Origin of the sequence: Pseudomonas shirazica (assembly GCF_015168335.1) — a bacterium.
Classification (GTDB): domain Bacteria; phylum Pseudomonadota; class Gammaproteobacteria; order Pseudomonadales; family Pseudomonadaceae; genus Aquipseudomonas; species Aquipseudomonas asiatica.
The window spans coordinates 3,823,438-3,843,638 of sequence record NZ_CP063456.1 but is presented as its reverse complement, the minus strand read 5'-3'; the positions used below and the strand labels follow the sequence as shown (position 1 = coordinate 3,843,638).

The window sequence follows — 20,201 nt, the reverse complement described above, 5'->3', positions numbered from 1 at the left end:
TTGCCTGTTCTGGCCTCTTCGCGGGCACGCCCGCTCCCACAGGATTTGCACACACTCTGAATCTTGTGGGGTCCCAGTGGGAGCGGGCGTGCCCGCGAAAGGGCCAGAACAGGCAGCACACCTGCCAAGCCATGCCGCAGAAGAATGGCCTGATGAATTCTTTTCCCGGCACCCACCACCGTCCCCGCCCTCCAAGCCCGTAGAATTCAACCACCCCCACCACGGGCTCGATCGAGGATTTTATGCACACCATTACCGGCCGCTGGGGCTATGGCCTTTTCCTGGCACTTTTGACGGCGTTGCTCTGGGGCATCCTGCCGATCAAGCTCAAGCAGGTGCTGCAAGTGGTCGACCCGGTCACCGTCACCTGGTACCGCCTGCTGGTCTCCGGCGGCCTGCTGTTCGCCTGGCTGGCCGCCAAGCGCAGGCTGCCTTCCTTCAGCAAGCTGACGCCCAAGCGCAAAGGCCTGGTGGTAGTGGCCGTGCTTGGCCTGATGGGCAACTACGTGCTGTACCTGATTGGCCTGAACCTGCTCAGCCCGGGCACTGCGCAACTGGTCGTGCAGATCGGCCCGGTGCTGTTGCTGGTGGCCAGCGTGTTCGTGTTCCGCGAACGCTTCAGCCTGGGGCAGGGCGTGGGCCTGCTGATCCTGCTGGCGGGGTTCGGGCTGTTTTTCAACCAGCGCCTGGAAGAGCTGCTGACATCGCTCGGCACCTATACCACCGGCGTGCTGACCATCCTGTTGGCCACCAGCGTCTGGGTGTTCTATGCGCTCAGCCAGAAGCAGTTGCTGACGGTGTGGCATTCGCAGCAGGTAATGATGGTGATCTACCTCAGTTGCGCCGCGCTGCTGACACCCTGGGCCCACCCGTTGGAGGCGTTGCAGCTGACCCCGGTGCAAGGCTGGCTGTTGCTGGCCTGTTGCCTGAACACCCTGGTGGCCTATGGCGCGTTCGCCGAGGCGCTGGCGCACTGGGAGGCGTCGCGGGTGAGTGCCACGCTGGCGCTGACCCCGCTGGTGACCTTTGTCGCGGTGGCACTGGCGGCGTTGGTCTGGCCTGATTATGTGCACGCCGAGGACATCAATGCCCTGGGCTATGTGGGGGCGGTGACCGTGGTGCTGGGCTCGGCGCTGGTGGCACTGGGGCCTTCGCTGGTGGCCGGGTGGCGCGCCCGCAAGTTCAAGAGGGTTGCGCGCTCTGTGTAGGAGCGGCCTTGTGTCGCGATGGGCTGCGCAGCAGCCCCAGAAATCTATGTTGCTGCCGAGATTTCTGGGGCTGCTGCGCAGCCCATCGCGACACAAGGCCGCTCCTACAGGGGAGCGCGGTCTCTGAGCTGTCAGCCTTTGCCCCCCGGAGCCAGCATGTTCTCCGGCCTCACCCACTGGTCGAACTGCTCATTGGTCAGGTACTTCAATTCCAGTGCCGCCTCGCGCAAGGTCTTGCCTTCGCCATAGGCCTTCTTGGCAATTTCCGCTGCCTTGTCATAGCCAATATGCGGGTTCAACGCCGTCACCAGCATCAGCCCCCGTTCCAGGTGCGCCGCCATCTGCTCGGCATCCGGCTCGATGCCCGCCACGCAGTGCTGCTGGAAGTTGCGGCAGCCGTCAGCCAGCAATTCGATCGACTGCAGCAAGTTGTGGATGATCACCGGCTTGAACACGTTCAGTTGCAAATGCCCCTGGCTGGCGGCAAAGCCGATCGCCGCGTCGTTGCCCAGCACCTGACAGGCCAGCATCGACAGCGCCTCGCACTGGGTAGGGTTGACCTTGCCTGGCATGATCGAGCTGCCCGGCTCGTTGGCCGGCAGGCGTACCTCGGCCAACCCGGCGCGCGGGCCGGAACCCAGCAGGCGCAGGTCATTGGCGATTTTCATCAGGGCCACGGCCAGGGTCTTCAGGGCGCCGGCCAGGCTGGTCAGTGGCTCGTGGCCGGCGAGGGCAGCGAACTTGTTCGGCGCAGTGACGAACGGCAAGCCGGACAGCGCCGCCAGCTCGGCGGCGATGGCTTCGGCAAAACCGTGCGGGGCGTTGAGCCCGGTGCCCACGGCAGTGCCGCCCTGAGCCAGCTCGCACACTGCCGGCAGGGTGGCGCGGATGGCACGCTGGGCGTAGTCGAGTTGGGCGACGAAGGCCGATACCTCCTGGCCGAAGGTGATCGGCGTGGCGTCCATCATGTGCGTGCGACCGGTCTTTACCAGCTTGTGGTGGCGTGCCGACAGCTCGGCCAGCCCCGAGGACAGCTCTGCAATGGCCGGCAGCAGCTTGTCGTGCACCGCCTGCGCCGCAGCGATATGCATGGCGGTGGGGAAGCAGTCGTTGGAGCTCTGCGAGCGGTTGACGTGGTCGTTGGGGTGTACGGGCGCCTTGCCGCCACGGCCGTTGCCGGCCAGCTCATTGGCCCGCCCGGCGATCACTTCGTTCACGTTCATGTTGCTCTGGGTGCCGCTGCCGGTCTGCCAGACCACCAGCGGGAACTGGTCGTCATGCTCGCCGTCCAGCACTTCGTCGGCGGCCTGTTCGATCAGCCGGGCGATGTCGGCCGGCAAGTCGCCGTTACGGTCGTTGACGCGTGCCGCGGCCTTCTTGATCAGCGCCAGGGCATGCAGCACCGCGATGGGCATGCGTTCCTTGCCAATGGCGAAGTTGATCAGCGAACGCTGGGTCTGCGCACCCCAGTAGGCGTCCTCAGGAACTTCGACCGGGCCCAGGCTGTCTGTCTCGATACGGCTCATTCTGTACTCACTCCCTTGTAGTTCGAAATCGCAGTTTAGGCCCTGATTCGACCGAGCGGTTCAGTCGCTCGTCGTGCCACTTGAGCACATCGCCACCACGGCGCAGAATGCTCTACTCTGAGGTACCCGCCTCCCTCTCTTCTGAAGGAAATGCAATGACCCGTCTCCGTGTCCTTTGTGCCGCCGTTGCCCTGGCTTGCGCCAGCGGCCAGGTACTCGCTGCCACCGCCAGCCACAACGCTGCTGCCGAGAAATTCCTGACCCTGGCCAACGCCGACAAGCTGGGCACCCCGGTGTACATGCAGGTCCAGCAGATGTTCGCCCAACGTTTCGCCCAGACCAAGGCCCCGGCCACCAAGCAGCCGGTGCTGGAAAGCTACCAGGCCAAGGCCAACGCCGCGCTGGACAACGCCATCGGCTGGAACAAGCTGAAGCCGAAGATGGTCGACCTGTACACCCAGACCTTCACCGAGCAGGAGCTCAAGGACCTGGTCAAGTTCTACGAATCGCCGCTGGGCAAGAAAGTGCTGCGCGAAATGCCCAAGGTCACCCAGCAGTCGGCTCAGCTGACCCAGCAGAGCCTGGAGCCAGCGGTGCCGGTGGTGAACAAGCTGCTGGATGACATGACCAAGGAACTGGACCCGAACGCTGGCAAGGCCGCCGCCCCGGCGAAGAAGTGAGTACGCCGCGATGACCATGCAACAGCGTATCGAACAGCAGCTGGCCGCCCTGGCGCCGCAACACCTGCAAGTGCTCAATGAAAGCCACATGCACAGTCGTGGTCAGGAGACCCACTACAAGGCAGTGATCGTCAGTGAGCAGTTTGCCGGGTTGAACAGCGTCAAGCGCCACCAGAAGGTGTACGCCACCATGGGTGAGCTGATGGGCGAGATCCATGCCCTGGCCATCCACACCTACACCGCCGAAGAGTGGGCCAAGGTCGGCGTTGCACCGGCCTCGCCGGTGTGCGCGGGCGGCGGGCACTGAAACCTTGCTGTTGTTCTGGTAGAATCCTGCAAAATCCGGGGGCCGCTTTGCGGCCCATTCGCGGCACAAGGCCGCTCCTACAGGGATAGCGCAGCCCGTCGGCTGGTGCATTCCCCTGTAGGAGCGGCCTTGTGCCGCGAATGGGGCGTAAAGCGCCCCCGCTTTTTTGTCACACTGTCAAACCCGGTCCGCCCCTTACGAGGGCAACCACTGGAGATCCTGCTTCATGTCCCAACCCATCGTCGTCGCGGCGCTGTACAAGTTCGTCACCCTGGAAGACTACGTCGAGCTGCGCGAGCCGCTGCTCAAGACCATGCTCGACAACAACGTCAAGGGCACCCTGCTGCTGGCCCACGAGGGCATCAACGGCACCGTGTCGGCCACCCGCGAAGGCATCGACGGCCTGCTGGCCTGGCTGCGCAACGACCCACGCCTGGCCGATGTCGACCACAAGGAATCGTACTGCGACGAACAGCCGTTCTACCGCACCAAGGTCAAGCTCAAGAAAGAGATCGTAACCCTCGGCGTACCGGGCGTGGACCCGAACCAGGCGGTCGGCACCTACGTCGAGCCCAAGGACTGGAACGCGCTGATCAGCGACCCGGAAGTACTGCTGATCGACACCCGCAACGACTATGAAGTGGCCATCGGCACCTTCAAGGGCGCCATCGACCCGAAGACCGAAACCTTCCGCGAGTTCCCCGACTACATCAAGGCCAACTTCGACCCCAGCAAGCACAAGAAGGTTGCCATGTTCTGTACCGGCGGTATCCGTTGCGAAAAAGCCTCCAGCTACATGCTCGGTGAAGGCTTCGAGGAGGTCTATCATCTTAAGGGCGGCATCCTGAAATACTTCGAGGAAGTGCCTCAGGAAGAAAGCCTGTGGGACGGCGACTGCTTCGTCTTCGACAACCGCGTCACGGTGCGCCATGACCTGAGCGAAGGCGAGTACGACCAGTGCCACGCCTGCCGCCACCCGATCAACGCAGAGGAGCGCGCGTCCGAGCACTATTCGCCAGGGGTCAGCTGCCCGCACTGCTGGGACACCCTGAGCGAGAAGACCCGGCGTAGCGCCATCGACCGGCAGAAGCAGATCGAGCTGGCCAAGGCCCGCAACCTGCCGCACCCGATCGGTTACAACTACAAAGCCGAGGCTTGATGCATGTCTGCACGCCTGATCTATGTGATGGACCCGATGTGCTCCTGGTGCTGGGGTTTCGCACCCGTGGCCGCGGCCCTGATCGCCCAGGCGCGTGACGCAGGCGTGCCCACCCGCCTGGTGCCAGGCGGGCTGCGTACCGGCGGCAGTGCCCTGGACAGCTCTACCCGCAAGTACATCCTTGAACACTGGCAGGCGGTGGCCGACGCCACCGGCCAGCCGTTCCGCTTCGAGGGGGCCATGCCCGACGGCTTCGTCTACGACACCGAGCCGGCCTGCCGTGCCCTGGTCACCGCCCGCGAGCTGGACGCCGAACGCGTCTGGCCGCTGCTGGCGCTGATCCAGCGTTCGTTCTACGAGCAGGGAGTGGACGTCACCATTGCACCGCATCTGGTCGACCTGGCCGAACAGGCAGGCTTCGACCGCACCGTGTTCGCCGAGGCCTTCGCCTGTGCCGACACCCGCGCCGCCACTGCAGCCGATTTCAGCTGGGCCCAGGACCTGGGCATCGCCGGTTTCCCGACCTTGCTGGCCGAACGCAATGGCCAACTGGCCCTGCTGACCAACGGCTATCAGCCGCTGGAGCGCCTGCAACCCTTGCTCGGCCGCTGGCTGCAGCAGGCCGCCTGTGCTTGATGTGCCTGGGTCACCCGACCCGGTACCGGGCAAACCTCACACTGTGGCCGATAGATTGAGCTGGGCGGAAATCCGCCGCCTGGCCCTGCATCACAAGAAAAACCTCTGGTCCGCCAACCTAATCGCCGTATTGGCGGCCTGCTGCAGCGTGCCTATCCCGCTGCTGTTGCCGCTGCTGGTGGATGAAGTGCTGCTGGGCCATGGCGATGCCGCGTTGAAGTGGATGAACCACCTGCTGCCGTCCAGCTGGCAGGTGGCGGCGGGCTACATCGGCCTGATGTTGCTGCTGACCCTGTGCCTGCGCCTGGCCGCCCTGGCGTTCAACGTGATCCAGGCCAAGCTGTTCGCCGGCCTGGCCAAGGACATCGTCTACCGCCTACGCATTCGCCTGATCGAGCGGCTCAAGCGCATCTCGCTGAAGGAGTACGAAAGCCTGGGCAGCGGCACGGTGACCACCCACCTGGTCACCGACCTGGACACCCTCGACAAGTTCGTCGGCGAAACCCTGAGCCGCTTCCTGGTTGCCATGCTGACCCTTACCGGCACGGCGGCCATCCTGATCTGGATGCACTGGCAGCTGGCCATGCTGATATTGCTGTTCAACCCGCTGGTGATCTATTTCACCGTGCAGTTGGGCAAGCGCGTCAAGCACCTGAAAAAGCTCGAGAACGACAGCACCGCACGCTTTACCCAGGCGCTGGCGGAAACCCTCGACGCCATTCAGGAAATCCGCGCCGGTAACCGCCAGGGCTACTTCCTCGGTCGCCTTGGCCTGCGCGCCCGCGAAGTGCGGGACTACGCCGTGGACTCGCAGTGGAAAAGCGATGCCAGCGGCCGCGCCAGTGGCCTGCTGTTCCAGTTCGGCATCGATATCTTCCGCGCCGCGGCCATGCTCACCGTGCTGTTCTCCGACCTGTCGATCGGCCAGATGCTGGCGGTATTCAGCTACCTGTGGTTCATGATCGGCCCGGTGGAGCAACTGCTCAACCTGCAATACGCCTACTACGCCGCCGGCGGCGCATTGAGCCGCCTCAACGAGCTGCTGGCACGTGCCGACGAGCCGCAGTACCCGGCGGCCAGCAACCCGTTCGCCGGCCGCGAGACGGTAGGTATCGAAGTACGCGACCTGCGCTTTGCCTATGCCGACGAGCCGGTGCTCGAGCACCTCGACCTGTCCATCGCCCCGGGCGAGAAGGTGGCGATCGTCGGCGCCAGCGGTGGCGGCAAGAGCACCCTGGTGCAGCTGTTGCTGGGGCTTTACAGCGCCCAGGCCGGCACCATCCGCTTTGGCGGTGCCAGCCTGCAGGAAATCGGCCTGGAAACCCTGCGTGAAAACGTCGCGGTGGTGTTGCAGCACCCGTCGTTGTTCAACGACACCGTGCGCGCCAACCTGACCATGGGCCGTGACTGCAGCGACGAGGCCTGTTGGCAGGCACTGCGCATCGCCCAGCTGGATGCCACCATCGCCGCCTTGCCGCAGGGCCTGGACAGTGTGGTGGGGCGCTCTGGCGTGCGCTTGTCCGGTGGCCAGCGCCAGCGCCTGGCCATTGCCCGCATGGTGCTGGCCGAACCCAAGGTGGTGATCCTCGACGAAGCCACCTCGGCCCTGGATGCCGCCACCGAATACAACCTGCACCAGGCCCTGGCGCGCTTCCTCAGCGGCCGCACCACACTGATCATCGCCCACCGCCTGTCGGCGGTGAAACAGGCCGACCGGGTGCTGGTGTTCGACGGCGGGCATGTGGCCGAGGATGGCGACCACCAGCAGCTGATTGCCGAGGGTGGGTTGTATGCCAAGCTTTACGGGCACCTGCAGCAGAGCTGAATTTGTGGCTGCCTGTGCGAGCCCTATCGCCGGCAAGCCAGCTCCCACAGGATTACCACAGGCCTGAGCGTTGTGGGGTACCTGTGGGAGCTGGCTTGCCGGCGATAGGGCCGGGAAGGCCGTGCGAAAACCCCCGGGTTTCCTGTCATAAAAAACCCAACCGCGAGGATGGCAAATGGCCTACGCTGTGCTTTGTCTGGGTTGATTTGCGCCTTATCTGCTCTGTGACAGGGACTCCATGAAGGGACATCGCACTCTAGAAGCGCCAAAGTTGCTCGGCATCACCTGGCCCTTCATCGCCGTTGTGGTCTTCCAGGTAGCCTTGGGCAGCCTGAGCCTTTATACGCTCTCGGCCGTGCGTGCCTACGTCGCGGGCGAAAGCCTGTGGTCCAAGGCGCAGAAAGACGCCATCTACTACCTCAACCTGTACGCCGAAACCCGCGACGACAGCACCTATCAGCGCTATCGCCAGGCCATCACCGTGCCCCAGGGCGACCACCAACTGCGCGAAGTGATGGACCAGCCCAGCCCCGACCTGGATGCCGCACGCCAGGCCGTGCTGCAAGGCGGTAACCACCCCGACGATGTCGAGCGGATCATCTGGTTCTACCGTAACTTTCGTAACGTAAGCTACATGCAGACGGCCATCGACTACTGGGACATCGGCGACGACTACCTGGGCAAGCTGGATATGCTGGCCGTGGAAATGCGCAGCAGCTTCGCCGCTGGCTCGGTCGACGCCCGCACAATAAGCGACTGGAAGGCGCGCATCGTCACCATCAACGAAGGGGTAACCCCGGCCGCCAAGGCGTTCAGCGATGCCTTGGGCGAAGGCTCGCGCATGCTGCTGCGGGTGCTGCTTATCACCAACCTGCTGACCGCGATGTTCCTGATTGCCATTGCCTGGCGCCGCTCCAGCAAGCTGCTGGCCCAGCGTCAGGCCTTTGCCAGCGCCCTGCAAGAAGAAAAGGAGCGGGCGCAGATTACCCTGCAGGCCATTGGTGATGCGGTGATTACCACTGATGTGGAGGGCAGTATCGGCTACATGAACCCGGCCGCCGAACAACTGACCCACTGGCAGGCCGGCCAAGCCCAGGGCCTGCCGTTGTCGGCGCTGTTCAGCCTGGTGGACGAGCAGGCCGAGGAAGACGGCCGCAGCCTGGTCGAGCAGGTGCTCAGCGGCAGCCTCAAGGGTGGCGCCGAGCATGCCCGGCTGATCCAGCGCCTGGACGGCAGTACTGTGTCGGTCAACCTGGTCGGCTCGCCGATCGTCAATGACGGCCAGGTCAGCGGTATCGTGCTGGTGCTGCACGACATGACCCAGGAGCGCCAGTACATCGCCAACCTGTCCTGGCAGGCGACCCATGACGCCCTGACCGGCCTGGCCAACCGCCGCGAGTTCGAATACCGCCTGGAGCAGGCGCTCAATGACCTGGCGCGCCAGGCCGGGCGGCATTCGCTGATGTTCCTGGACCTCGACCAGTTCAAGCTGGTCAACGATACCTGCGGGCATGCCGCCGGCGACGAGCTTCTGCGGCACATCTGCGCCGTGCTGCAGTCCGGCCTGCGCGAGGGCGATACCCTGGCCCGGCTGGGTGGTGACGAATTCGGCGTGCTGCTGGAAAACTGCCCGCCCGACCAGGCCGAGCGCATTGCCGAGCAGCTGCGCCAGCTGGTGCAGAGCCTGCATTTCGTGTGGAAAGGGCGGCCGTTCGTCACCACCGTCAGTGTCGGCCTGGTGCACATGGCCCAGTCCCCCGGCACCCTCGAAACCTCGCTGCGCGCCGCCGACATGGCTTGCTACATGGCCAAGGAAAAGGGCCGCAACCGCGTGCAGGTGTACCATGCCGACGACAGCGAGCTGTCCATGCGCTTTGGTGAAATGGCCTGGATCCAGCGCTTGCACGTGGCCCTGGAAGAAAACCGCTTCTGCCTGTACGCCCAGGAAATCGCCCCGCTGAAAACCTTCGAAGGCCCCGGCCATATCGAGATCCTGCTGCGCCTGCACGACGAAAGCGGGCGTACCATCCTGCCCAGCAGTTTCATCCCGGCGGCCGAGCGCTACGGCCTGATGACCGCGCTGGACCGCTGGGTGGTGCGCAATGTGTTTCTGGTCATCCGCCAGTGCCTGGACGAAGGGCGCGAGGGGCCGCTGTCGATCTGCGCGATCAACCTGTCGGGGTCGAGCATTGGCGATGACAAGTTCCTCGAATACTTGCAACGCCTGTTCGTCGAATACGCCATTCCGCCACGGATGATCTGTTTCGAAATCACCGAAACCAGCGCCATAGCCAACCTTGGCAGCGCCATCCGTTTCATCAACGAGTTGAAGGGGCTGGGTTGTCGCTTCTCGCTCGACGATTTCTGCGCCGGCATGTCGTCGTTCGCCTATCTCAAGCATTTGCCCGTGGATTACCTGAAGATCGACGGGAGTTTCGTCAAGGACATGCTCGACGACCCGGTCAACCGGGCCATGGTCGAGGTCATCAACCACATCGGTCACGTAATGGGCAAGCGCACCATTGCCGAATTCGTCGAAACACCCTTGATCGAGCAGGCCTTGCAGGAAATTGGCGTGGATTATGCCCAGGGCTACCTCATCGAACGCCCTCAGGTGTTCACCTGTGACAGTCTGCAGCGCCAACGGATCGCCGCCCGGCCTCTGTTGCAGCGGGCACCTGGCACGTTTCGCTAGCTAGAAATCACAAGGATCAAGGAGCTGAAAGTGATTGACGCATTCGTTCGTATCGGGCCTTTGATGGATCCCGCCAGCTACCCCCAATGGGCCCAGCAACTGATTGAAGACTGCCGCGAGAGCAAGCGCCGGGTAGTCGAGCATGAGTTCTACGCGCGCCTGCGCGATGGCCAGTTGAAGCAATCGACCATTCGCCAGTACCTGATCGGTGGCTGGCCGGTGGTGGAGCAGTTCTCGCTGTACATGGCCCACAACCTGACCAAGACCCGCTATGGCCGGCACCAGGGCGAAGACATGGCGCGGCGCTGGCTGATGCGCAACATCCGTGTCGAGCTCAACCACGCCGACTATTGGGTGAACTGGTGCCAGGCGCATGGCGTGCACCTGCACGAGCTGCAGGCCCAGGAAGTGCCGCCTGAACTGAACGGCCTGAACGACTGGTGCTGGCGCGTGTGCGCCACCGAGAACCTGGCCATTTCCATGGCGGCGACCAACTACGCCATCGAAGGTGCGACCGGTGAATGGTCGGCGGTGGTGTGCTCCACCGACACCTATGCGCTGGGCTTCCCGGAGGACCAGCGCAAGCGGGCGATGAAGTGGCTGAAGATGCATGCCCAGTATGACGACGCGCACCCGTGGGAGGCGCTGGAGATCATCTGTACGCTGGCTGGCGAGAACCCGACCCTGGGGCTGCGCAATGAACTGCGCAAGGCGATTTGCAAGAGCTACGACTGCATGTACCTGTTCCTGGAACGGTGCATGCAGCTGGAAGGGCGCCAGCAAGGGCGCATGCGCCCGGTGTTGGCAGCGGGGTAGGCCCGGGGGCCGCCATGCGGCCCATCGCGACACAAGGCCGCTCCTACAGGGGATCGCATACCCATGTAGGAGCGGCCTTGTGCCGCGATGGGCTGCAAAGCAGCCCCGGCAATTCCAAGCCTTACTGGGCGTTGAACGCCTGCCCATTCACCCCTTTGCTGTCCGGCCCCATCAGGTACAGGTATACCGGCATGATCTCTTCCGGCAGCGGGTTGTTCTGCGGGTTTTCGCTAGGGTAGGCTTGTGCCCGCATCGCCGTGCGCGTGGCACCGGGGTTGATGCTGTTGGAGCGCACTGGTGCCACGCCTTCCAGTTCATCGGCCAGGGTTTGCATCAGGCCCTCGGTGGCGAACTTGGACACGCCATAGGCGCCCCAGTAGGCCCGGCCCTTGCGCCCGACGCTGCTGCTGGTGAACACCACCGAAGCGTCTTCCGACAGCTTCAGCAGCGGCAGCAGGGTGCTGGTGAGCATGAAGGTGGCATTGACGTTGATGTGCATCACGCGCATGAAGTTGTCACCCGACAGCTGCTCCAGCGGCGTACGCGGGCCGATGATCGAAGCGTTGTTCAGCAGGCCGTCGAGGCGGCCGAACTGGTCTTCGATCATTACCGCCAGTTCGTCGTACTGGTGGGGCAGGGCGGTTTCCAGATTGAACGGGATCACCACCGGTTGCGGGTGCCCGGCGGCTTCGATCTGGTCGTAGACCTCGTTGAGGTTGGCCTCGGTCTTGCCCAGCAGCAGCACGGTAGCGCCCAGCGCCGCGTAGGCCTTGGCGGCAGCGGCGCCGATGCCGCGGCCGGCACCGGTAACCAGGATGACCCGGCCTTGCAGCAGGTCGGGACGGGCGGTGTAGTCGAACATGGTAGGTCCTTCGAGTTCGTTGGCGCGGCACAGCCCCTGTGGGAGCGGGTGAACCCGCTCCCACAGGGGCTGTGCCGCGGTCTAGACGGGGTTCAGCAGCCGCACAGCGCGCTGTCGATCACCTTGCGCAGTTCCAGCGGGTGGTCCACCACCACATCGGCGCCCCAGTTGTTGGGGTTGTCCTCTGGATGAATATAGCCGTAGCGCACCGCTGCCGTGCGAGTGCCGGCGTCGCGGCCAGACTCGATGTCGCGCAGGTCGTCGCCGACGAACAGTACGCTGGCCGGGTCCAGGCCGAGGGTCTTGCAGGCGAGGATCAGCGGCTCGGGGTCGGGCTTGCTGTTCTTGACGTGGTCCGGGCAGATGAGCAGCGCCGAACGCTCGGCCAGGCCCAGTTGCTGCATGATCGGCTCGGCGAAGCGCACCGGCTTGTTGGTGACCACACCCCACAGCAGGTTGCCTTTCTCGATGTCGGCCAACAGCTCGGCCATGCCGTCGAACAGCTTGCTGTGCACCGCGCAGTCACGCTGGTAGCGCTCGAGGAACTCAAGGCGCAGGGCTTCGAAGCCCTCGGCCTCCGGGCTGATGGCGAAGGTTGCGGCGACCATCGCCCGGGCGCCGCCGGAGATCACGTCGCGGATCAGCTTGTCATCGACGGCCGGCAGGCCGCGCTCGGCGAGCATGGCCTGGCAGATGGCGATGAAGTCCGGCGCCGTGTCGAGCAAGGTGCCGTCCATGTCGAAGAGTACTGCTCGCAAACTCATGTTTATTCCTCGCGCAGGGTCTGGACCATGTAGTTGACGTCGACGTCGCTGCTGAGCTTGTAGTGCTTGGTCAGTGGGTTGTAGGTCAGGCCGATGATGTCTTTCACCTGCAGGCCGGCAACGCGGCTCCAGGCGCCCAGCTCGGACGGGCGGATGAACTTCTTGAAGTCGTGGGTGCCGCGCGGCAGCATCTTCAGGATGTACTCGGCGCCGACGATGGCCAGCAGGTAGGCCTTGGGGTTGCGGTTGATGGTGGAGAAGAACACCTGGCCGCCAGGCTTGACCATGCGGTAGCAGGCGCGGATGACCGAAGACGGGTCGGGCACGTGCTCGAGCATTTCCAGGCAGGTGACCACGTCGAACTGTTCGGGCATTTCCTCGGCCAGGGCTTCGGCGGTGATCTGCCGGTATTCCACCTGCACGCCCGACTCCAGCTGGTGCAACTGGGCCACCGCCAGTGGCGCCTCGCCCATGTCGATGCCGGTGACCGTGGCGCCGCGCAGGGCCATCGCCTCGCTGAGGATGCCGCCGCCGCAACCCACGTCCAGCACCTTCTTGCCGGCGAGGCTGACGCGCTCGTCGATCCAGTTGACGCGCAGCGGGTTGATTTCGTGCAGCGGCTTGAACTCGCTTTCGCGGTCCCACCAGCGGTGGGCCAGCGCTTCGAACTTGGCGATTTCGGCGCGGTCGACGTTGCTCATTAGAACAGTCCTCTGAAACTTCGCAAAATTGCGCCGGAGTATACCCGAGCGCTCGGCCCCGAGGGTCGCTATAATCGCCGGCTTTTGATATCCGAACGACGGGGAGAGGCGATGCGCGAGCGACTTTTGGCGGCGGAGAAGGTGACCGGGATCCGCTGGCAGGGCGGCGTCCTGCACCTGCTCGACCAGCGCCTGCTGCCGTCGGAAGAGTGCTGGCTGGCCTGCGACAATGTCGCGCAGGTAGCAGCGGCGATCCGCGACATGGCCGTGCGCGGCGCCTCGGCCATCGGCATTGCCGCGGCCTATGGCCTGGTGCTGGCCCTGGAAGAGCGGCTGGCCGAGGGCGGCGACTGGGAAATGGACCTGGAGGAAGACTTCCTTGTCCTGGCTGAAGCGCGCCCTACCGCCGCCAACCTGTTCTGGGCGCTGAACCGCATGCGTGAGCGCCTGCAGCGCCTGCGTCCGGAGGAAGACGTGCTGGCGGCACTGGAGGCCGAGGCGGTGGCCATCCACGAGAGCGATCGCGAGGCCAACCTGACCATGGCCCAGCACGGTATCGAGCTGATCCGCCGCCACCAGGGCAACGCCCAGATCCTGCTCACCTATGGCAACGCCGGTGCTCTGGCCTGTGGTGGTTTCGGTACCGCGCTGGGGGTGATCCGTGCCGGTTACCTGGAGGGCATGGTCGAGCGTGTATACGCCGGCGAGACCCGCCCTTGGCTGCATGGTTCGCGCCTGACTGCCTGGGAGCTGGCCAACGAAGGCATCCCGGTGACCCTGTGCGCCGACTCGGCGCTGGCCCACCTGATGAAAAGCAAGGGCATCACCTGGGTGGTGGTGGGCGCGGACTGCATCGCCGCCAACGGCGACGTGGCCAGCAAGATCGGCACCTACCAGCTGGCGGTCAGCGCCATGCACCACGGCGTACGTTTCATGGTGGTGGCGCCGAGCACCAGCATCGACCTGAACCTGGCCACGGGCGAGGACATCCCGCTGGAAGAGCGCGCTGCCGACGAGTTGCTGGACATTGGCGGCACCCGCGTGGCGCCGGATGTCGAGGTGTTCAACCCGGTATTCGACGTGACCCCTGCCGACCTGATCGACGTGATCGTGACCGAGCGCGGCATCGTCGAGCGGCCGGATGCCACCAAGCTGGCGCAATTGATCTGCCGCAAGCGGCTGCACTGAGGGTGTAAGGCGGTAGAGATGTGGCGCCTGTGAGATCGAGCGCCGCCCGCGCGGCGCTTCGCGGGGCAAGTCGGATCGCCGCACCGCCGCTCCCACATTTGTTTCAACGTGGCCATGCCTGTGGGAGAGGCGTTGTCAGCCTAGGTGCATGGCTTGAGACAGGTGATGCGGCAGCAATGCCAACTCAGAAATCCAGCCAGCCCACCAAGGCTGGCAACCATGACCTGTCAGGTTCGGTACGTTGCAACAAATGTGGGAGCGGCGGTGCGGCGATCCGACTTGCCCCGCGAAGCGCCGCGCGGGCGGCGCTCGATCTCCCAGGCACCACAAATTTCACGGCAGGCACCCTTGTGCCACATCTCCCCACCGCTCCTGCCTTTGTGATAACATCCGGCAGTTTCCAAGACCGCCCACCACGGCGGCCTTCATTGCGCAGATCCATGGCACAACTCATTGATTTGTCGTAAGTCGTCGCACCCTTATGCGCTGCGGCGGCGAGCTTCGTTCGGCCCTTGATGGAGCTGCGAAGTTTCACCAGAAAAAGGAATCAGGCTTCTCATGGGCGAACTGGCCAAAGAAATCCTCCCGGTCAATATCGAAGACGAACTGAGACAGTCTTACCTCGACTACGCGATGAGCGTGATTGTCGGGCGAGCGCTGCCCGATGCGCGTGACGGCTTGAAGCCCGTGCATCGTCGCGTTCTCTATGCGATGAGCGAACTGGGCAACGACTGGAACAAGCCGTACAAGAAATCCGCCCGTGTGGTCGGTGACGTGATCGGTAAGTACCACCCGCACGGCGACATCGCGGTCTACGACACCATCGTGCGTATGGCCCAGCCGTTCTCGCTGCGCTACCTGCTGGTCGACGGCCAGGGCAACTTCGGTTCGGTGGACGGCGACAACGCCGCAGCCATGCGATACACCGAAGTGCGCATGGCCAAGCTGGCCCACGAGCTGCTGGCCGACCTGCACAAGGAAACCGTCGACTGGGTGCCCAACTACGACGGCACCGAGCAGATCCCGGCGGTCATGCCGACCCGTATTCCCAACCTGCTGGTCAACGGTTCCAGCGGTATTGCCGTGGGCATGGCGACCAACATCCCGCCGCACAACCTCGGCGAGGTCATCGATGGCTGCCTGGCACTCATCGACAACCCCGAAGTCACCATCGATGAGCTGATGCAGCACATCCCTGGCCCGGACTTCCCGACTGCCGGCCTGATCAACGGCCGCCAGGGCATCATCGAGGCCTATCGTACCGGCCGTGGTCGCATCTACATGCGCGCCCGCTCCGAGATCGAAGACATCGACAAGGTCGGTGGCCGCCAGCAGATCGTGGTTACCGAGCTGCCGTACCAGCTGAACAAGGCTCGCCTGATCGAGAAGATCGCCGAGCTGGTCAAAGAGAAGAAGATCGAAGGCATCACCGAGCTGCGCGACGAGTCCGACAAGGACGGCATGCGCATCGTCATCGAGCTGCGTCGCGGCGAGGTGCCGGAGGTGGTGCTCAACAACCTCTACCAGCAAACCCAGCTGCAGAGCGTATTCGGCATCAACGTGGTGGCCCTGGTCGACGGGCGTCCGCGCCTGCTCAACCTCAAGGACCTGCTCGAAGCGTTCGTGCGTCACCGTCGTGAAGTGGTGACCCGTCGTACCGTGTTCGAGCTGCGCAAGGCCCGCGAACGCGGCCATATCCTTGAAGGCCAGGCGGTCGCGCTGTCCAACATCGACCCGGTCATCGCCCTGATCAAGGCCTCGCCGACCCCGTCCGAAGCCAAGGAAGCCCTGGTCTCCACTGCCTGGGAATCCAGTGCCGTGCAGGTCATGGTCGAGCGCGCCGGCGCCGATTCCTGCCGCCCCGAGGACCTGCCGGAGCAGTACGGCCTGCGTGAAGGCAAGTACTACCTGTCGCCGGAACAGGCCCAGGCCATTCTCGACCTGCGCCTGCACCGCCTGACCGGCCTGGAGCACGAGAAGCTGCTGGCCGAGTATCAGGAAATCCTCGAGCAGATCGGCGAACTGATCCGCATCCTCAGCAGCGCCGAGCGCCTGATGGAAGTGATCCGCGAAGAGCTGGAAGCCATCCGCGCCGAATATGGCGATGCCCGTCGTACCGAAATCCTCGATGCGCGCCACGACCTCAACTACGGCGACATGATCCCGGAAGAAGAGCGTGTGGTGACCATCTCCCACGGCGGCTACGCCAAGACCCAGCCGCTGTCCGCCTACCAGGCCCAGCGCCGTGGCGGCAAAGGCAAGTCGGCTACCGGGGTGAAGGACGAGGACTACGTCGAGCACCTGCTGGTTGCCAACAGCCATGCCACCCTGCTGCTGTTCTCCAGCAAGGGCAAGGTGTACTGGCTGAAGACCTACGACATCCCTGAAGCGTCCCGCGCCGCCCGAGGCCGCCCGCTGGTCAACCTGTTGCCGCTGGAGGAAGGTGAGCGCATCACCGCCATGCTGCAGATCGACCTCGAGGCCCTGCAGCAGAACGCTGACGCCGACGAAGAGCTGGAGGACGCGGAAGACACCGTGCTCGAAGGCGAAGTGGTCGAGGCCGAGGAAGTGGACGAGGAAGACGGAGACACCCCTGAATGGGTGGCCGAGCCGACCGGCGCCTACATCTTCATGGCCACCGCTTCGGGTACCGTGAAGAAGACCCCGCTGGTGCAGTTCGCCCGTCCGCGCTCCAACGGCCTGATCGCCCTGAAGCTGAAGGAAGGTGACACCCTGATCGCCGCGGCCATCACCGATGGTGCCAAGGAGGTCATGATGTTCTCCGACGCCGGCAAGGTGATCCGCTTCGCTGAAAGCGTGGTGCGCGAGATGGGCCGTAACGCCCGTGGCGTGCGCGGCATGAAGCTGGGCAAGGGCCAGCAGATCATTTCCATGCTGATCCCGGAATCCGGCGCGCAGATCCTCACCGCCTCCGAGCGTGGCTTCGGCAAGCGCACTCCGCTGTCCAAGTTCCCGCGTCGCGGCCGTGGTGGCCAGGGTGTGATCGCCATGGGCACCAAGGGGCGCAACGGTCTGCTGATCGGTGCCATCCAGGTGCAGGAAGGTGAGGAGATCATGCTGATCTCCGACCAGGGCACGCTGGTGCGTACCCGCGTTGGCGAGGTGTCCAGCCTGGGCCGCAACACTCAGGGCGTGACCTTGATCAAGCTGGCTGCCGACGAGACACTGGTGGGCCTGGAGCGTATCCAGGAGCCTTCCGAGGACGAACTCGATGATGGGATCGAGGCGGACGAAGAGGGTGTCGAGGCCGAAGTGCCAGACAACGAAGAAGCTGCTGGTGCCGAAGAGGCCCCGCAGGAGTAAGCAAGCGTAAAACCCGAACGGGGCGACCAAGGTCGCCCCGTTTGACTGATTACAGCAGGCAATGGCAGGCCCTGAAGGGGCAGGCTGCTCCTACAAGAGCGATGCGAGGCCTGCAAGAAACGAATTTGTACCATTTGGCAGAGCGAGAGTGGATGTGAGCAAACGAGCCTTTAACTTCTGCGCAGGCCCTGCCGCGCTTCCTGACGCTGTTCTGCAGCGCGCCCAGGCCGAGATGCTGGATTGGCGTGGCAAGGGCTTGTCGGTGATGGAAATGAGCCATCGTAGCGACGATTACGTGGCCATCGCCGAAAAGGCCGAGCAGGACCTGCGTGACCTGCTGTCCGTCCCCTCCAACTACAAGGTGCTGTTCCTGCAGGGCGGCGCCAGCCAGCAGTTCGCCGAAATCCCGCTGAACCTGCTGCCGGAAAACGGCACCGCCGACTACATCGAGACCGGCATCTGGTCGAAAAAGGCCATCGAGGAAGGGCGCCGCTTCGGCAACGTCAACGTCGCCGCCAGCGCCAAGCCTTACGACTACCTGGCCATTCCGGGCCAGAACGAGTGGAAGCTGACCAAGAACGCTGCCTACGTGCACTATGCGTCCAACGAGACCATTGGTGGCCTGCAGTTCGACTGGGTGCCGGAAACCGGTGACGTGCCACTGGTGGTCGACATGTCGTCCGACATCCTCTCGCGCCCGATAGATGTGTCGCAGTACGGCCTGATCTACGCCGGCGCGCAGAAGAACATCGGCCCGAGCGGCCTGGTGGTGGTGATCGTGCGCGAAGACCTGCTGGGCCGCGCCCGCAGCAGCTGCCCGACCATGCTCGACTACAAGGTATCGGCCGACAACGGCTCGATGTACAACACCCCGGCCACCTACTCCTGGTACCTCTCGGGCCTGGTGTTCGAGTGGCTGAAAGAGCAGGGTGGTGTCGATGCCATGGAACAGCGCAACCGCGCCAAGAAAGACCGCCTGTACGGCTTCATCGACAGCAGCGAGTTCTACACCAACCCGATCAGCCACAACGCCCGTTCGTGGATGAACGTGCCGTTCCGCCTGGCTGACGAGCGCCTGGACAAGGCCTTCCTCGCCGGCGCCGATGCCCGTGGCCTGCTCAACCTCAAGGGCCACCGTTCGGTAGGCGGCATGCGCGCCTCCATCTACAACGCCCTGGGCCTTGAAGCGGTCGAAGCTCTGGTGGCCTACATGGCCGAATTCGAGAAGGAGCACGGCTGATGTCCGAGCACGAACTGAAGGCGTTGCGCGTTCGCATCGACAGCCTCGACGAGAAGATCCTCGAGCTGATCAGCGAGCGCGCCCGGTGCGCCCAGGAAGTGGCCAAGGTCAAGACCGCCTCGCTGGCGGAAGGCGAAAAACCGGTGTTTTACCGCCCCGAGCGTGAAGCCGCCGTGCTCAAGCGCGTGATGGAGCGCAACAAGGGGCCGCTGGACAACGAAGAGATGGCGCGGCTGTTCCGCGAAATCATGTCGTCGTGCCTGGCCCTGGAAGAGCCGCTGAAAATCGCCTACCTCGGCCCTGAAGGCACCTTCACCCAGGCTGCGGCCATGAAGCACTTCGGCCACGCGGTGATCAGCCGGCCGATGGCGGCCATCGACGAAGTGTTCCGCGAAGTGGCGGCCGGTGCCGTCAACTTCGGCGTGGTGCCGGTGGAAAACTCCACCGAAGGCGCGGTCAGCCACACCCTGGACAGCTTCCTCGAGCACGACATGGTGATTTGCGGCGAGGTCGAGCTGCGCATCCACCACCACCTGCTGGTGGGCGAGAACACCAAGACCGACAGCATCACCCGCATCTACTCCCACGCCCAGTCGTTGGCCCAGTGCCGCAAGTGGCTGGACGCGCACTACCCGAACGTGGAGCGCGTGGCCGTGTCGAGCAATGCCGAGGCCGCCAAGCGGGTCAAGGGCGAGTGGAATTCGGCGGCGATCGCCGGCGACATGGCGGCCAACCTGTACGGGTTGACTCGCCTGGCCGAGAAGATCGAAGACCGCCCGGACAACTCCACGCGCTTCCTGATGATCGGTAACCAGGAAGTGCCGCCGACCGGCGACGACAAGACCTCGATCATCGTTTCGATGAGCAACAAGCCGGGTGCCTTGCACGAGCTGCTGGTACCGTTCCACCAGAACGGCATCGACCTGACTCGCATCGAGACCCGCCCGTCGCGTAGCGGCAAGTGGACCTACGTGTTCTTCATCGACTTCGTCGGCCACCACCGCGACCCGCTGATCAAGGCGGTGCTCGAGCAGATCAGCCAGGAGGCTGTGGCGCTGAAGGTGCTGGGCTCGTATCCGAAGGCGGTGCTTTGATCGAAGATTGCCGGGGCCGCTGTGCGGCCCATCGCGACACGAGGCCGCTCCTACAGGTATTGTGCAGGCCTCGAAACTGTACTGGCCCCTGTAGGAGCGGCCTTGTGTCGCGATGGGCTGCAAGGCAGCCCCAATGGCCCTCACAGGCTGTCTAGATTTCTGAACAGGGTTCGCAC

16 protein-coding genes are annotated in these 20,201 nt (G+C 64.2%); 12 read left to right on the top strand and 4 right to left on the bottom strand.

Features of this window, described 5'->3' with window-relative positions:
- Positions 1-242 precede the first annotated feature (242 nt).
- On the top strand, positions 243-1,208 hold the full coding sequence (locus IMX18_RS17740; RefSeq protein ID WP_102085112.1) for a DMT family transporter: 966 nt from the start codon (positions 243-245) through the stop codon (positions 1,206-1,208).
- Between the two features lie 131 nt (positions 1,209-1,339).
- Here the strand turns inward: IMX18_RS17740 and IMX18_RS17735 are convergent, their stop codons facing one another.
- The gene (locus IMX18_RS17735) at positions 1,340-2,734 is read right to left on the bottom strand and encodes a class II fumarate hydratase (RefSeq protein ID WP_015269295.1); all 1,395 of its coding nucleotides are present in this window, start codon (positions 2,732-2,734) and stop codon (positions 1,340-1,342) included.
- 155 nt (positions 2,735-2,889) lie between these two features.
- Here IMX18_RS17735 and IMX18_RS17730 point away from each other — a divergent pair, with 155 nt between their 5' ends.
- The 7 genes from IMX18_RS17730 to IMX18_RS17700 all read left to right on the top strand — a co-directional run bounded on the left by IMX18_RS17730 (position 2,890) and on the right by IMX18_RS17700 (position 10,852).
- Positions 2,890-3,414 carry a DUF2059 domain-containing protein gene (locus IMX18_RS17730; RefSeq protein ID WP_003259051.1) on the top strand — a complete coding sequence of 175 codons (525 nt, stop codon included), beginning with the start codon at positions 2,890-2,892 and terminating at the stop codon, positions 3,412-3,414.
- 10 nt (positions 3,415-3,424) lie between these two features.
- Positions 3,425-3,721, top strand: coding sequence for a BolA family protein (locus tag IMX18_RS17725; protein WP_003252644.1), 297 nt, complete (start codon positions 3,425-3,427; stop codon positions 3,719-3,721).
- A 226-nt stretch (positions 3,722-3,947) separates the two neighbouring features.
- Entirely contained in the window at positions 3,948-4,880 is a 933-nt protein-coding gene (gene trhO, locus IMX18_RS17720) for an oxygen-dependent tRNA uridine(34) hydroxylase TrhO (protein WP_013971443.1), read from the top strand.
- Positions 4,881-4,883: 3 nt separating this feature from the next.
- The gene (locus tag IMX18_RS17715) at positions 4,884-5,516 is read left to right on the top strand and encodes a DsbA family protein (RefSeq protein WP_015269296.1); all 633 of its coding nucleotides are present in this window, start codon (positions 4,884-4,886) and stop codon (positions 5,514-5,516) included.
- Positions 5,509-7,341 (top strand): ABC transporter ATP-binding protein, encoded by a 1,833-nt coding sequence (locus IMX18_RS17710; protein WP_015269297.1) that lies wholly within the window; start codon positions 5,509-5,511, stop codon positions 7,339-7,341. Before IMX18_RS17715 ends, IMX18_RS17710 begins: the two co-directional genes overlap by 8 nt.
- A 238-nt stretch (positions 7,342-7,579) precedes the next feature.
- Positions 7,580-10,036, top strand: a complete 2,457-nt coding sequence (locus IMX18_RS17705) for an EAL domain-containing protein (RefSeq protein WP_085721642.1) — start codon at positions 7,580-7,582, stop codon at positions 10,034-10,036.
- Between the two features lie 30 nt (positions 10,037-10,066).
- A complete protein-coding gene (locus IMX18_RS17700) occupies positions 10,067-10,852 on the top strand; it encodes an iron-containing redox enzyme family protein (protein ID WP_015269299.1) in 786 nt (261 codons plus the stop codon).
- Between the two features lie 121 nt (positions 10,853-10,973).
- On the opposite strand, the gene IMX18_RS17695 is transcribed toward IMX18_RS17700, so the two are convergent.
- The 3 genes from IMX18_RS17695 to ubiG all read right to left on the bottom strand — a co-directional run bounded on the left by IMX18_RS17695 (position 10,974) and on the right by ubiG (position 13,179).
- The gene (locus IMX18_RS17695) at positions 10,974-11,714 is read right to left on the bottom strand and encodes a YciK family oxidoreductase (protein ID WP_015269300.1); all 741 of its coding nucleotides are present in this window, start codon (positions 11,712-11,714) and stop codon (positions 10,974-10,976) included.
- A 92-nt stretch (positions 11,715-11,806) separates the two neighbouring features.
- Entirely contained in the window at positions 11,807-12,478 is a 672-nt protein-coding gene (gene mupP, locus IMX18_RS17690) for an N-acetylmuramic acid 6-phosphate phosphatase MupP (RefSeq protein WP_015269301.1), read from the bottom strand.
- A gap of 2 nt (positions 12,479-12,480) precedes the next feature.
- A complete protein-coding gene (gene ubiG, locus IMX18_RS17685) occupies positions 12,481-13,179 on the bottom strand; it encodes a bifunctional 2-polyprenyl-6-hydroxyphenol methylase/3-demethylubiquinol 3-O-methyltransferase UbiG (protein ID WP_003260863.1) in 699 nt (232 codons plus the stop codon).
- A gap of 111 nt (positions 13,180-13,290) precedes the next feature.
- On the opposite strand from ubiG, the gene mtnA reads away from it, so the two are divergent.
- From mtnA to pheA, 4 genes are all read left to right on the top strand, one after another.
- A complete protein-coding gene (mtnA, locus tag IMX18_RS17680) occupies positions 13,291-14,367 on the top strand; it encodes an S-methyl-5-thioribose-1-phosphate isomerase (RefSeq protein WP_015269302.1) in 1,077 nt (358 codons plus the stop codon).
- 558 nt (positions 14,368-14,925) lie between these two features.
- Positions 14,926-17,691, top strand: a complete 2,766-nt coding sequence (gene gyrA, locus IMX18_RS17675; protein ID WP_015269303.1) for a DNA gyrase subunit A — start codon at positions 14,926-14,928, stop codon at positions 17,689-17,691.
- Between the two features lie 154 nt (positions 17,692-17,845).
- The gene (gene serC / locus IMX18_RS17670; protein ID WP_015269304.1) at positions 17,846-18,931 is read left to right on the top strand and encodes a 3-phosphoserine/phosphohydroxythreonine transaminase; all 1,086 of its coding nucleotides are present in this window, start codon (positions 17,846-17,848) and stop codon (positions 18,929-18,931) included.
- Positions 18,931-20,025 (top strand): prephenate dehydratase, encoded by a 1,095-nt coding sequence (gene pheA / locus IMX18_RS17665; RefSeq protein WP_013971453.1) that lies wholly within the window; start codon positions 18,931-18,933, stop codon positions 20,023-20,025. Before serC ends, pheA begins: the two co-directional genes overlap by 1 nt.
- The last annotated feature ends 176 nt before the right edge of the window (positions 20,026-20,201 follow it).